General features: G+C 67.2%; 10 protein-coding genes. 5 read left to right on the top strand and 5 right to left on the bottom strand.

Annotated elements, in window-relative coordinates:
* Window positions 1–5: 5 nt before the first annotated feature.
* Genes U4Y88_RS19205 through U4Y88_RS19215 form a run of 3 tightly spaced genes read left to right on the top strand, consistent with a single transcriptional unit; the run spans window position 6 to window position 2844 of the window.
* On the top strand, window positions 6–1259 hold the full coding sequence (locus tag U4Y88_RS19205; protein ID WP_321785674.1) for a VWA domain-containing protein: 1254 nt from the start codon (window positions 6–8) through the stop codon (window positions 1257–1259).
* On the top strand, window positions 1250–1852 hold the full coding sequence (locus tag U4Y88_RS19210; protein ID WP_321785676.1) for a carbon monoxide dehydrogenase subunit G: 603 nt from the start codon (window positions 1250–1252) through the stop codon (window positions 1850–1852). The genes U4Y88_RS19205 and U4Y88_RS19210 overlap by 10 nt, the downstream gene beginning before the upstream one ends.
* On the top strand, window positions 1825–2844 hold the full coding sequence (locus U4Y88_RS19215; protein ID WP_321785678.1) for an XdhC family protein: 1020 nt from the start codon (window positions 1825–1827) through the stop codon (window positions 2842–2844). The genes U4Y88_RS19210 and U4Y88_RS19215 overlap by 28 nt, the downstream gene beginning before the upstream one ends.
* A 126-nt stretch (window positions 2845–2970) precedes the next feature.
* On the opposite strand, the gene U4Y88_RS19220 is transcribed toward U4Y88_RS19215, so the two are convergent.
* From U4Y88_RS19220 to U4Y88_RS19230, 3 genes are all read right to left on the bottom strand, one after another.
* Window positions 2971–3105: an MFS transporter small subunit gene (locus U4Y88_RS19220; protein ID WP_224012403.1), complete on the bottom strand. Its 135-nt coding sequence runs from the start codon at window positions 3103–3105 to the stop codon at window positions 2971–2973.
* A 13-nt stretch (window positions 3106–3118) separates the two neighbouring features.
* A complete protein-coding gene (locus tag U4Y88_RS19225; protein ID WP_224012402.1) occupies window positions 3119–4522 on the bottom strand; it encodes an OFA family MFS transporter in 1404 nt (467 codons plus the stop codon).
* A 344-nt stretch (window positions 4523–4866) separates the two neighbouring features.
* Window positions 4867–5589: a PepSY-associated TM helix domain-containing protein gene (locus tag U4Y88_RS19230; RefSeq protein ID WP_415774472.1), complete on the bottom strand. Its 723-nt coding sequence runs from the start codon at window positions 5587–5589 to the stop codon at window positions 4867–4869.
* A gap of 321 nt (window positions 5590–5910) precedes the next feature.
* Between U4Y88_RS19230 and U4Y88_RS19235 the strand changes: the two genes are divergently transcribed.
* Entirely contained in the window at window positions 5911–7920 is a 2010-nt protein-coding gene (locus tag U4Y88_RS19235) for a DUF3857 and transglutaminase domain-containing protein (RefSeq protein WP_321785680.1), read from the top strand.
* A gap of 9 nt (window positions 7921–7929) precedes the next feature.
* Here U4Y88_RS19235 and U4Y88_RS19240 read toward each other — a convergent pair whose 3' ends face one another.
* Together U4Y88_RS19240 and U4Y88_RS19245 are read right to left on the bottom strand one after the other, a co-directional pair.
* A complete protein-coding gene (locus U4Y88_RS19240) occupies window positions 7930–8985 on the bottom strand; it encodes a serine/threonine protein kinase (protein WP_415774463.1) in 1056 nt (351 codons plus the stop codon).
* A gap of 272 nt (window positions 8986–9257) precedes the next feature.
* Window positions 9258–9470, bottom strand: a complete 213-nt coding sequence (locus U4Y88_RS19245) for a hypothetical protein (protein WP_205994888.1) — start codon at window positions 9468–9470, stop codon at window positions 9258–9260.
* Between the two features lie 713 nt (window positions 9471–10183).
* Between U4Y88_RS19245 and U4Y88_RS19250 the strand changes: the two genes are divergently transcribed.
* Window positions 10184–13360 carry an efflux RND transporter permease subunit gene (locus U4Y88_RS19250; RefSeq protein ID WP_321785684.1) on the top strand — a complete coding sequence of 1059 codons (3177 nt, stop codon included), beginning with the start codon at window positions 10184–10186 and terminating at the stop codon, window positions 13358–13360.
* The last annotated feature ends 32 nt before the right edge of the window (window positions 13361–13392 follow it).

Consider the following 13392-nt stretch of genomic DNA (forward strand, 5'->3'; position numbering starts at 1 on the left):
TGCCGATGCCGCGCCCGCCCGTCTTCGCTGCGGCTTCTCAAGCGTCGGACGTCCACGACGGCCCGCCCATGCTCGCGCGCAACGTCGTGCACTTCGTGCGCGTGCTGCGCGGCGCGGGCTTGCCGATGTCCGGCGCGCGCGCCGCCGAGGCGATCGAGGCGCTCACCTTCATCGACCTCGCGCGCCGCGACGACGTGCGCGCGGCGCTGGCCGCCCTGCTAACCGCCGCGCCCGACGAGCGCGAGTTGTTCGACGCCGCGTTCGCGCTGTTCTGGCGCGATCCCGACTGGGAAGGCAAGCTGCGCGCGCTGCTGCTGCCGAAGGTGCGCGGCGGCCTGCCGCCGCCACGCCGCAACAACCGTCTCGCCGATGCGCTCGCGGCACGGCCCGCCGCGCGCGCGGGCACGCCGCCGCCCACAACGCACGAGCAGCACGAACTGCGCGCGCACGCCACGTTCAGCGCCGAGGAGCGGCTGCGTCATCGCGACTTCGACACGCTCACCGCCGACGAATGGCGCACGCTGCGCCATCTGATCCGCGCGCGCCGCCTGCCGCTCGCGACCGGGCGCACGCGGCGACTCAAAACTTCGTCGCGCGGCACGCACGCCGATCTGCGCGCGAGCGCGCGCCACGCCGTGCGCTCGGGCGGCGACTGGACCGCGTGGAAATACCGCGCGCCCGTCGAGCGCAAGCTGCCGCTCGTGCTGCTGCTCGACATCTCCGGGTCGATGAGCGCCTACTCGCGCGCCGTGCTCTACTTCTGCCACGCGCTGCTGCAGTCGCGCGAACGCCTGCAGGTGTTCCTGTTCGGCACGCGCCTCACTTACGCCACGCGCGCGCTGCGCGAACGCGATCCCGATATCGCGCTCGCGCAACTCGCCGCGCAGGTCGCCGACTGGTCGGGCGGCACGCGCATCGGCGCGACGCTCGCGGAATTCAACCGGCGCTGGGCGCGCCGCATGCTCGGCGGCCGCGCCACGGTGCTGATGGTCACCGACGGTCTCGACCACGACGCCACCGCCGCGCTCGACGACGAAATGGCGCGCCTGCACCGCTTCGCGCATCGCATCATCTGGCTCAATCCGCTGCTGCGTTACCGCGATTTCGCACCGAAAGCGCGCGGCGTGCAGGCGATGCTGCCGCACGTCGACGCGCACTATCCGGTCCACAACCTCGACTGCCTCGACGCGCTCGGGCGCAGCCTGCGCGAGGCGCCGCCGCCGCGCGCCCCACATCAAGGAGCCACACGATGGAGCTGACCGAAACCCACTCGCTGCCGGTGCCGCAGCAGCGCGCGTGGGAAGCGCTCAACGACACGGCCATCCTGAAGGCGTGCATTCCGGGCTGCGAGAGCATCGAGGCCGACGGAGAAAACGCGTATGCTGTCGCGCTGACCGCCGCCGTCGGGCCGGTGAAGGCGCGCTTCAAAGGCCGCATGCAGCTCGCCGATATCGACGCGCCGCGCAGCTATACGATCCAGTTCGAAGGCCAGGGCGGCGCAGCGGGCTTCGGCAAGGGCGACGCGCGCGTGACGCTCGAACCCGCCGGCGACGACGCCACCACGCTCAGCTACACCGCCAGCGCGCAGGTCGGCGGCAAGCTCGCGCAGATCGGCTCGCGGCTCGTCGACGGCGCCGCGCGCAAGATCGCCGCCGAGTTCTTCAAGCGCTTCGGCGAGCAGCTCGGAGGCAATGCGAGTGGCGATGCGAACGCGCAAGCCAACGAAAGCGCCGCGCCCGGCGAGGCGGCGAACACGAATACGGAAGCCGCAAGCGCCGACGACCCATCGGCGAGCGGCGAGGAAACGCAAAAGAGGAAACGATCATGGACAGCGTGGATCTCGAAGTCCTGAAATCCAGCGTTCGCTGGCTGGACGAAGGCCACCGCGCCTTGCTGGTGACGGTGGTGAAGACGTGGGGCTCGTCGCCGCGTCCCGAAGGCGCGATGCTCGTCGTGCGCGACGACGGCCTCGTGGCCGGCTCGGTCTCCGGCGGCTGCATCGAGGACGATCTGATCGACCGCGTGCGCCGCGAAGGCGTCCACATCACGAAGCCCGAAACCGTGAAATACGGCATCAGCGCCGAAGAGGCGCACCGCTTCGGCCTGCCCTGCGGCGGCACGATCCAGCTCGTGCTCGAACCGCTCAGCGCGGCGTCCGGCATCCGCACGCTGCTCGACGCGGTGGAGCGCGGCGAACTCGTCGCGCGCACGCTCGACATCGCGAGCGGCCAAGCCACGCTCGGTCCCGCGAGCGCCACCGACGGCATCGATTTCGACGAACGCCGTCTGCTCACCATTCACGGCCCGCGCTACCGCATGCTCGTGATCGGCGCGGGGCAGCTCTCGCGCTATCTCTGCCAGATCGGGGTTGGGCTCGACTATCAGGTGACCGTGTGCGACCCGCGCGAGGAATACACCGACGTCTGGGACGTGCCCGGCACGACGCTCGTGCGCACCATGCCCGACGACACCGTGCTCGACATGAAGCTCGACGAACGCTGCGCCGTGATCGCGCTCACGCACGACCCGAAGCTCGACGACCTCGCGCTGATGGAAGCGCTCAAGACGCCCGCGTTCTACGTGGGCGCGCTGGGCTCGCGGCGCAACAACGCGGCGCGGCGCGAGCGGCTCAAGGAATTCGATCTCAGCGACGCGGAACTCGCGCGGCTGCACGGGCCGGTGGGCATCTATATCGGCAGCCGCACGCCGCCGGAGATCGCCGTGTCGATTCTCGCGGAAGTGACGGCTGCGAAGAACGGTGTCTCGCTGCCGACGATCCTCCAGGTGGAAGGCGCGAAGGCCGCGCGCGAGCAGGCCGCCAGCGCGGGATCGTGTCACGTGTGAGGCGCACGCGCGCATGAAAAACGGGCCGCTGGCTTGCGCCGGCGGCCCGTAGGGTGCTGCGGATTTCGCGCCCTTGGCGGGCGCTTGTCATCGTTGTCGTGTCGCGCTTATGTCGCGATCGGCGCTTTAGCCGAACAGCTTCATCGCCTGCGCGAGCGTGTTGGTCACGCCCCACACGAGCGGCACCAGCACGTAGAGCCAGAACACGGCCATCAGCGCCTTGTTCGAGGACTTCGCGGTTTGCACGGTTGCGTTCGTCATGATGGTCGACTCCTTATTTACCGGCGGCCGCGAGTTGCGCGTCGCTCATGTGATGCTTCTCGTCGACGCGGCGCACCAGCAGGTTGCAGAGGAAACCCACCACCAGCAGCGAAGCCATGATGTGCACGGTCATCGTGTAGGCATCGGCCTTCGCCACGCCATGCGCCACCTGGTAGGCGCGCACGTAGTTCACGAGCACCGGACCCGCCACGCCCGCCGCCGCCCATGCGGTCAGCAGACGGCCGTGAATGCCGCCGACGAAAGCCGTGCCGAACATGTCCGCGAGATACGCGGGCACGGTCGAGAAGCCGCCGCCGTACATCGAGAGGATCAGGCAGTACGCGAGCACGAAGAACACGATGTTGCCGCTCTGCGCGAACTGCGGCACCGCGTAGTAGAGCACCGCGCCGAACACGAAGAAGATGAAGTACGTGTTCTTGCGGCCGACCCAGTCCGACGCCGAGGCCCAGACGAAACGTCCGCCCATGTTGAAAAGCGAGAGCAGGCCGACGAAGCCCGCTGCGGCGCCCGCCGTCACGGTGTCCTTGAAGCTTTCCTGGATCATCACCGACGCCTGGCCGAGAATGCCGATGCCGGCCGTCACGTTCAGGAACAGCACCAGCCAGATCAGGTAGAACTGCGGCGTCTTGAGCGCCTGGTCGATATGCACGTGCGAGCGCGAAACCAGCTTGCCGCTCGTCGCGGGCGGCGTCCAGCCTGCGGGCTGCCAGCCCGGCGCGGGCACGCGGATCGCGATCGAGCCGATCGTCATCGAAATGAAATAGGCGATGCCCAGCACCACGAAGGTCTGCGCGACGCCCACGCTCGTGTCGCTCGAAAAGTGCTTCATCAGCATCACGGAGAGCGGTGCGGCGATCATCGCGCCGCCGCCGAAGCCCATGATCGCGAGGCCGGTCGCCATGCCGCGGCGGTCCGGGAACCAGCGGATCAGCGTCGAAACCGGCGAGACGTAGCCGAGGCCCAGCCCGATGCCGCCGATCACGCCATAGCCGAGATACAGCAGCACGATCTGATGCAGATAGACGCCGAGCGCCGAGACGAGGAAGCCGCCGCCGAAGCAGCAGGCCGCCGTGAACATCGTGCGGCGCGGGCCGACGCGTTCGAGCCACTTGCCGCCGAACGCGGCGGACAGGCCGAGGAACACGATCGCGAGCGAGAAGATCCAGCCGAGCGAGGTGAGCGTCCAGTCGTCCGGCGACGACTGCGTCACGCCGATCACCTTCGTCAGCGGCGAGTTGAACACCGAAAAGGCGTACGCCTGCCCGATGCACAGATGCACCGCAAGCGCGGCGGGCGGCACCATCCAGCGTGAAAAGCCGGGCGGTGCAATGGTGGCCTCCTTAGAGAAGAAGGGTGCGGGTGCGGTGCCGCGCGTCGAATCCGCAACGCTGCTCATTGGTCGGTCTCCTTGGGAAGCTATGTCCGTCATGTCGTGCGCACACGTGCCTGCGCCGCCTCGAAGGCGGCCGGCAATCGCTGAATGGGTCCCCGTAGCGATGGTTTTCCTGCGTGCACGCACGAAGCGCTTACATGCCGAAAGTTCGGCACGCCCGAACGTTAGTGCCCAGCGCGAGTGTTGGCAATATGAGACAGAAATGCATATGGGCCGAACAGGCCCATGACGGAGGACAGGAGAGCGAACAAAAGCGCTTGACTGCGGCCCTGCGAGCGCGGGCCGAGGGTGATTCGAGCCGCGTCGACGCCGCGCGGCTCAGGGTTAATCGTTAGCGATCCGTGGCGTCAAAGCAACCCGACGGCGAACGCGGCGGCCACCGAACCGGCGACCAACACCACGCCGATCGTGCGGCGCTTGTTCAGTTCGGTCCACAGCAGCACGCCGGTCAGCGAGAGCAGGATCAGGCTGCCCGCGATGGTGTCCATCAGCAGCACCCAGCCGATCCCCATGCCCACGCCGCGATGCAGATTGTTGAGCGTGGCGAAGAAGGCGCTCTGCGTGCGCCGCACCGAGACCGTGGTGTTGCCCACCCAGTACTCGACGGCGAGGCTCTGGCGCGGCCCCATCAGCGCGAATTGCCACGATTCGGGCTGCACCACGCTGCGATCGCCCCACGCGACCGGATGCGCCTTCTCGCGGCGGATCTTGCCGGGCTTGCCGTCGAACGCGAGCTCGCGCTGCAGCCAGTGCGCGAGCGCCTCGGGCGACTGCGGCCGTTCCTCGGGCAGCGCCACCTGCATCTCCTTGACCTGCTGCGCGCCCGACGAGATCTTCATCGGCCCGGCGCGATGGTTCAGCAGGAAACCGGTTACGCCGAACAGCAGGCCCAACACTGCACCCCACAGGCCCACCCAGCCGTGCACCTTGCGCAGCCATTTGATGAAGGTCGCGCGGCGCGAACGCTGGCGACGCGCGGCCAGATCGGCGGCGTTCAGCGGTTGCGCGGACGGTTGGGCTGAAGGTTGGGCAGACGCGTTGACAGCGGAACGGACGGGAGGCGATTCGATCGCGGCATCGTCGAGACGGGCATTCACGGCAAAACTCCAGACACGGCGCCGCGCCATGCGCCGCAGCCAAGCTTACAAATGAGAATAGTTATTATTACATATTCGAAAGCCGGCCCGCGACGAAACCCGCCGTGCGGCCATCCGCTCGCTTGTGCGGGGGCGCCGCTTGACAAGCGAATAGCATGACTTTTAAGTGAGGGGTGGCGCGCAAACACGCCAGGGCGGCAAAGAAGAGACCAGCAAGGGCACCAGACAAGCACAACCGACAAGCACAAGCAGGCAATCCCCCTCAACCGCAGCGAAGCCCCCGAGAAGGCCGCCATGCGCTACGTCCTCGTTATTTGCCTTGCCCTGCTCGCGGCGCCTGGCGGCACGCGCGCGGCCGAATTGCGCGCGCCGTTCGAAGCGGGCGCGAGCGCCGTTCTCGCGACGGCCGGCGCGCCGGTTTCGGCTCCGGCTTCGACATCCGGTTCGGCGAGCCAGGCGCCCTACACCAACGAGGCGGAAACCCAGACCTTCGTCATCAACGCCGACGGCTCGTACACCAAGACCGACACGCTCACGCTGCGCGTGAACACCGAGGCGGGCATCGCGCGCGCGGGCCAGTATTACGTGTGGTTCAACCGCGAGATGGCGCACGTCGAGATTCTCGAAGCGTGGACCGAGGACGCCCGGGGCGGCCGCCACGACGTGCGTCCCGACCAGATCCGCGACGTCCAGGAAGTGCGTTCGTTCGACGCGCCGATGTTCCAGGACGTGCAGGACAAGGTGATCGTGTTCCCCGCCGTCGAGCCCGGCGCGCGCGTGCATCTCACGTGGCGCAAGACCCAGCGCGTGCCGCTCGTGCCCGGCTGGTTCAGCGACTTCACGCCGCCCGACATGGCGCCCACGCACCATTTCCGTGTGATCTACGACCTGCCCGCCAGCGTGCCGCTTTACGCCGACGCACGCGGCTTCACGTCGATCCAACCAGTGACCGCGCACGGCCGCACGCGCTACGAATTCCGCTACGACAAGAGCAGTTTCGGCCGCCTCGAATATGGTTCGGTTTCCTACGTAAGCTACGGCGACCGGCTGATGGTCTCCACCTTCCCCGACTACGCGGCGTTCGCGCGCGTCTATCGCGAGGCCGCCATCGACGCGAGCGCGCGCGACCCCGCTGTGGTGCAGCTCGCGCAGACGCTCACCGCGCGCGACACCTCCGAGCGCGCGAAAGCACAGACGCTCTACGACTGGGTGCGCCGCAATATCCGCTACGTGGCGATGAACATCGGCCGCGGCGAGATCGTGCCGCACCGCGTGAGCGAGGTGCTCGCGAACCGCTACGGCGACTGCAAGGATCACGTCGCGCTCTACGGCGCGCTGCTCGACGCCGTGGGCGTGCGCAACACGCCCGCGCTGCTCAACAGCGGCACGATCTACACGCTGCCCGCCGTGCCCGGCTTCGGCGTGATCAATCACGTCATCACGTGGCTGCCCGATTTGCAGATGTTCGCCGACTCCACCGCGAGCAACGTCGAGTTCGGCTATCTGCCGTCGACCGACATGAACCGTCAGACCGTGCTGGCCGGCGACGGCACGCTGATGAGCACGCCCGCCACCGCCATCACCCAGCGCGACAGCGATCTCGACATCACCGTCGCGCCCGACGGCTCGGCGCGCTTCGTTTATCGGCTGCAATCGGAAGGCTGGGCCGCCGAGCAGACGCGCAGCGTGCTACGTCTGCAAACGCCCGCGCAACGCGAGGAATCGCTGCAATGGGAATTGCGCAACGCGAATCTGCGCGGCAGCGCCACGCTCGCGTCGAGTCCGCTCGACGCCACAGGCGGGCCGCTCGTCGTCACGCTGACGGGCACGCTCGACAGTTTCGTCGATCCGCAGATGACCACGCCGGTGCCGACGCTCACGAGCCTCGTGGGCGGGCTCGACGCGAATCTGCGCTACTGGCTCGGCGAAACGCGCCGCACGCAGCCGTTCGTGTGCCGCAACGTGGAGGTGACCGAGCGCGCGCGCATCGCGCTGCCCGCGAGCCTGCGCGTGCTCGACGTGCCGTCGCCGCAACAGACGGGCAACGCGTTCGTCGATTACCGCTCGCAGTATCGGCTCGACGCGCAGGCGAACGTGCTGCGCGTGACGCGCACCGGGCGCACGCATTTCGCGAGCGACGTCTGTAGCGCCGACGACTTCACGCAGATGCGCCCGGCCTTCGAAACGATGGCGCGCGACCTGCGCGCGCAGTTGATCGTGAAGCCCGCATCGAAACCGGCATCCATACCCGGAACGATGCCCGATGCGCCGCCCGATGCGATATCCAATCCCGGCGCGGATTAACCGCGAGCTTCAAACCGGCCAGAGCGGCCCTTCCTGCATCGCGCCGATCTGCTCGCGCAATTCGAGAATGCGCTCCTCCCAGTAGCGCTGCGTGTTGAACCACGGAAACGCAGCCGGGAACGCGGGATCGTGCCAGCGGCGCGCGAGCCACGCCGAATAGTGAATCAGACGCAGCGTGCGCAGCGCTTCGATCAGATGCAGCTCGCGCGGATCGAACTCGCTGAAATCTTCGTAGCCCGCGAGCAGATCGGCGAGCGCGCGCGACGCGCCTTCGCGGTCGCCGGGCAGCAGCAGCCAGAGATCCTGCACGGCGGGACCCATGCGGCTGTCGTCGAAGTCGACGAAATGCGGACCCGCGTCGGTCCAGAGCACGTTGCTCGGATGGCAGTCGCCATGCAGACGCAACTGGCGCACGTCGCCCGCGCGCTCGAACGCCGCCTCGACGCCTTCGAGCGCGAGTCCGATCGCGGTCTGCCACGCACTGCGCACGTCGGCGGGCACGAAGTCGTGCTCGATCAGCCAGTCGCGCGGCTCGTAGCCATAGCTTTGAATGTCGATCGACGGCCGCGCGCGATACGGCTGCGTCGCGCCCACGGCGTGAATCCGTCCGATGAATCGGCCGATCCATTCGAGCACGTCGCTGCGGTCGAGTTCGGGCGCGCGGCCACCGCGCCGCTCGAACAGCGCGAAGCGGAAACCCTCGAATTCATGCAGCGAACGGCCCTCCAGCACGCGCGCGGGCACGGCCGGAATCTCGCGCGCGGCGAGGTCGGCCACGAAGGCGTGTTCTTCGAGAATCGCTTCGTCGCTCCAGCGCTCGGGCCGATAGAACTTCGCCACCAGCGGCTGCACGTCCTCGACGCCGACCTGATAGACGCGGTTTTCGTAGCTGTTGAGCGCGAGCATGCGGCCATCGGTACGCTCGCCCGCGGGCATCAGCACGCTGTCGACGGCGTCGAGCACGCACTCGGGCGTCAGGCGCGCGTACGGCGCGGGCTGCGCGCCGGCGTGTGCCGATTCTGCCGATTGCGGGTCGTCGGAGGGGAAGGAGGTATCGTCGTTCATCCCCGCATTGTGCATCGTGCGGGGCGCGGCGGCGAGCCGCAAACGCGGGATTTGACGCGCGCCGAAAGCGGATCGCAAGCCGACCCGGATTGCCGTGGCCGCGCGCGCCGTGTGCGGCGCGCAGCCTCGCAGTCAAACGTTAAACCGGGCGCTCAGGCAGGCAGCGGGGACGAGCCCCGCTTCGAGGAAGGACGTGTGCAGCGTGGACGGCGTGAACAGCGTGGAGAGCGGACGCGAGCAGGCGCAGGCAGGCGCAAGCCGCCCCGCGAGGCTCAATGCACCTTCGCGCCGGCGGGCATGACGTGCTCGCCCGTGTCGATCAGGTCTTCGAGAAAAAAGGGCTCGGTATTGAGCTCTTTCGACGCGCCGGGCTCGCCGGTGTACCACGTGACCATGGCCATGTCGCCGAGAATACGTTGCACGATGCCGCGTGCCCCGTTAGGCACGGCGATATGGACGGTGCGGACGATAGAACCGATTTGCATGATGTTTCCCCGTTCCCATTGCCGGCTTTCTCGCAGGAAAAGCCGGTCAGTGTACTGACAAAAACCGCTGCGCACACCACCAGGTTGCGCATGCATCCAACCTGCTCCGGCGGCCCGCTTGCACCCACCGGTTTCCCCATTGTTGCCTGTTTGGGCACGCCCGCAAAGCAAAAAAATAGGGGGGCCGAACAATGGCGAAGCCCGTCAAAGACAGGCATGCTGGTCATTTCGCACTACTTTCGCACGCCGCGCGTGTTCGTGCAGCGTCGAATACAGCGCATTCCATGGCGCTGTTCGGCCAATCCAGCGCGCGCCGCGCGAACGGCCGTTGCGTCGCCAACGCATCGATCCGACACGTCGATCCAGCACGATTCGCGCGTGAATCAGGCGCCAATCGAGCGCGAATCATTCATCAATCCGCGCCACTTACGAAACGCTGACTGTACCAGATGGTGAATCCGCGCCTGTCTTTTCGCCTTTCCGGCACGGCGTTGCGCGCCATCGCGCGGCCGTCGGCGACGCGCACGAATGAAGCAACCCCTGCACACGGGCGCGCTCAGGCGCTATAGTCCAGTCCCAAGGAGACAAACGGCGCGCCGCCCGGCGAGCCGCCACCGAGCACCCCGATAGCGATCGGATCAATCGGATAAACATCCGCCGCCCGAAACGCCACGGCGCGGCGCATCGCCCCAGAGCGAAGGAATCGCCGTTCCATGTGGATCGTCCGGCTCGCACTCAAGCGCCCGTATACGTTCGTCGTGCTCGCATTGCTGCTGCTGATCGTCGGACCTCTGACGATCGTGCGCACGCCCACGGACATCTTCCCGAATATCGACATCCCCGTGCTCTCGGTCATCTGGACCTACACGGGCCTGCCCGCCGACGAGATGTCGCGGCGCATCGCACTCAACTACGAGCGCGGTCTCTCGGTGGCCGTCAACGACATCGAGCACACCGAATCGACTTCGCTCAACGGCATCGCGGTCGTGAAGATCTTCTTCCAGCCGCACGCGAACGTGCAGGAAGCGCTCGCCGAAGTGACCGCGCTCTCGCAGACGCAATTGCGCCAGCTGCCGCCCGGCATCACGCCGCCGTCGATCCTGCGCTACAACGCCTCGACCGTGCCGATCCTGCGGCTCTCGCTGTCTTCCGCGCAGCTCACCGAGCAGGAGCTGTTCGACTACGGCAACAACTTCCTGAAGACCCAGCTCGCCACCGTGCCCGGCGCGAGCGCGCCGCTGCCGTATGGCGGCAAGCAGCGGCAGATCATGGTCGACATCGACCAGCGCGAATTGCAGCAGCACAATCTCTCGCCGATGGACGTGGTCAGCGCGATCAGCACGCAGAACCTGATCCTGCCGTCGGGCACCGCGAAGATCGGCGCGACCGAGTATTCGGTGCTGATGAATGCGAGTCCCGATACCCTCGCCGGTCTCAATGACATTCCCGTGAAAACCACGGCGAACGGCACGATTTATCTGCGCGACGTGGCGCACGTGCGCGACGGCTTCGTGCCGCAGACCAACATCGTGCGCGTGGACGGCCAGCGCGCCGCGCTGCTCACGATCAACAAGAGCGGCAACACGTCGACGCTCGATATCGTCGACCGTATCAAGGCGATGATGCCGCAGCTGCGCAACCTCGTGCCGCCGTCGCTGAACATCGATCCGGTCGCGGACCAGTCGCTGTTCGTGCGCGCCTCGATTACGGGCGTGCTGCGCGAGGCGCTGATCGCCGCCGCGCTCACCGCGCTGATGATCCTGCTGTTTCTCGGCAACTGGCGCGCGACGCTGATCATCGCCGTGTCGATTCCGCTCTCGATGATCACCTCGATCATCGCGCTCGCGGCGCTCGGCGAAACCATCAACATCATGACGCTCGGCGGCCTCGCGCTCGCGGTCGGCATTCTCGTGGACGACGCCACGGTCGCGATCGAAAACATCAGCCAGCAGCTCGAACAGGGCAAGACGCTCGAACAGGCGATTCTCGACGGCGCGCATCAGATCGCGATTCCCACGCTGGTGTCGACGCTCTCGATCTGCATCGTGTTCGTGCCGATGTTCCTGCTCACGGGCGTCGCGCACTATCTGTTCATTCCGCTCGCGGAAGCCGTGGTATTCGCGATGCTCGCCTCGTATTTCTTCTCGCGCACGCTGGTGCCGACGCTCGCGAAATACCTGCTGCGCCAGCATCACAAGAGCGAGGACTTTCATCGCGAAGGCACGCGCAATCCGTTCATGCGCGTGCACCTCGCGTTCGAGCGCGGCTTCGAGCGCACGCGCGTGCACTATCGCGCGTTTCTTGCGGCGCGCGTCGCGCGTCCGGTGAGCTTCGTCACGCTCTTTCTCGTCTGCTGCGGCGCCTCGCTGCTGCTGATGCCGTTTCTCGGCCGCGACTTCTTTCCGCAAGTCGACGCGGGCACCATCGCGCTGCATCTGCGCGCGAAGACCGGCATGCGCGTGGAGGAAACCGCGGTGCTCACCGATCGCGTCGACGCGCGCATTCGCGCACTGATTCCGCCGCGCGAGCTGCATTCGATCATCGACAACATCGGGCTGCCGGTGTCGGGCATCAATCTCTCGTACAGCAACACGGGCACCATCGGCACCTCGGACGCCGACGTGCTGATCTCGCTGAACGAAGACCATCGCCCGACCGCCGACTACGTGCGCGAACTGCGCCGCGCGCTCAACGACGAATTCCCCGGCGTGCAGTTCGCGTTTCTGCCCGCCGATATCGTGAGCCAGACGCTGAACTTCGGCATGCCCGCGCCGATCGACGTGCAGATCACGGGCCGCGACGCCACGGCCAACCGCGCCTTCGCCGCGCGCCTGCTCGCGAAACTGCGCAGCGTGCCCGGTCTCGCCGATGCGCGCATCCAGCAGCCCGCCGACCTGCCGCGCATCTTCATCGACGTGGACCGCACGCGCGCGCAACAGGCGGGCTTCACGCAGAAGGACGTGGCGAGCGATCTGCTCATCACGCTCTCGGGCAGCCAGCAGACCACGCCCACGTTCTGGCTCAATCCGATGAACGGCGTGAGCTACAACGTGGTCACGGAAGCGCCGCAATACACGATCGATTCGCTACAGTCGCTCGCCAACATTCCGCTCACCGCGAACGGCCGCAGCAATATTCTCGGCGCGCTCGCGAGCATGCGGCGCGAGTCCGGCGAGGCCGTGGTCTCGCACTACAACGCGCAGACCGCGATCGACATTTACGGCAGCGCCGACGGCCGCGATCTCGGCGCGGTCTCCGACGACATCCGCAAGATCATCGACGACGCGCGCGCCGATCTGCCCAAGGGATCGGCCATCGTGCTGCGCGGCCAGGTGCAGACGATGAACGATTCGTTCTCCGGACTATTCGGCGGACTCGTGTTCGCGATCGTGCTCGTCTATCTGCTGATCGTGGTGAATTTCCAGTCGTGGCTCGATCCGTTCATCATCATCACGGCGCTGCCGGGCGCGCTCGCGGGCATCGTCTGGATGCTGTTCCTCACGCACACCACGCTGTCCATTCCCGCGCTCACGGGCGCGATCATGTGCATCGGCATCGCCACGGCGAACTCGATTCTCGTCATCAGCTTCGCGCGCGAACAGTTGCGCGAGCATGGCGACGCCGCGCGCGCCGCCATCGAAGCGGGCTACACGCGCTTTCGTCCCGTGCTGATGACCGCGCTCGCGATGGTGATCGGCATGGTGCCGATGGCGCTCGGGCTCGGCGAAGGCGGCGAGCAGAACGCGCCGCTCGGACGCGCCGTGATCGGCGGCCTGCTCGTGGGCACGCTCGCCACGCTGGTGTTCGTGCCCGTGGTGTTTTCGCTCGTCTATCGCCAGCTCGGCGCACGTCGCCAACGCGCCATCGAACACGTCGTACCGAAACCATGATGACCTCATCCCTTCTCTCTTTCACGCGGATC

This window comes from Paraburkholderia sp. J94, from assembly GCF_905220285.1.
In the GTDB taxonomy this organism is placed as follows: domain Bacteria; phylum Pseudomonadota; class Gammaproteobacteria; order Burkholderiales; family Burkholderiaceae; genus Paraburkholderia; species Paraburkholderia tropica_A.

Excerpts from the sequence above, each read along its gene's own strand:
- U4Y88_RS19225 (WP_224012402.1), bottom strand. The coding sequence starts at position 4,522 with ATGAGCAGCGTTGCGGATTCGACGCGCGGCACCGCACCCGCACCCTTC.
- U4Y88_RS19235 (WP_321785680.1), top strand. The coding sequence starts at position 5,911 with ATGCGCTACGTCCTCGTTATTTGCCTTGCCCTGCTCGCGGCGCCTGGC.
- U4Y88_RS19210 (WP_321785676.1), top strand. The coding sequence starts at position 1,250 with ATGGAGCTGACCGAAACCCACTCGCTGCCGGTGCCGCAGCAGCGCGCG.
- U4Y88_RS19220 (WP_224012403.1), bottom strand. The coding sequence starts at position 3,105 with ATGACGAACGCAACCGTGCAAACCGCGAAGTCCTCGAACAAGGCGCTG.
- U4Y88_RS19240 (WP_415774463.1), bottom strand. The coding sequence starts at position 8,985 with ATGAACGACGATACCTCCTTCCCCTCCGACGACCCGCAATCGGCAGAA.
- U4Y88_RS19250 (WP_321785684.1), top strand. The coding sequence starts at position 10,184 with ATGTGGATCGTCCGGCTCGCACTCAAGCGCCCGTATACGTTCGTCGTG.
- U4Y88_RS19245 (WP_205994888.1), bottom strand. The coding sequence starts at position 9,470 with ATGCAAATCGGTTCTATCGTCCGCACCGTCCATATCGCCGTGCCTAAC.
- U4Y88_RS19215 (WP_321785678.1), top strand. The coding sequence starts at position 1,825 with ATGGACAGCGTGGATCTCGAAGTCCTGAAATCCAGCGTTCGCTGGCTG.
- U4Y88_RS19205 (WP_321785674.1), top strand. The coding sequence starts at position 6 with ATGCCGCGCCCGCCCGTCTTCGCTGCGGCTTCTCAAGCGTCGGACGTC.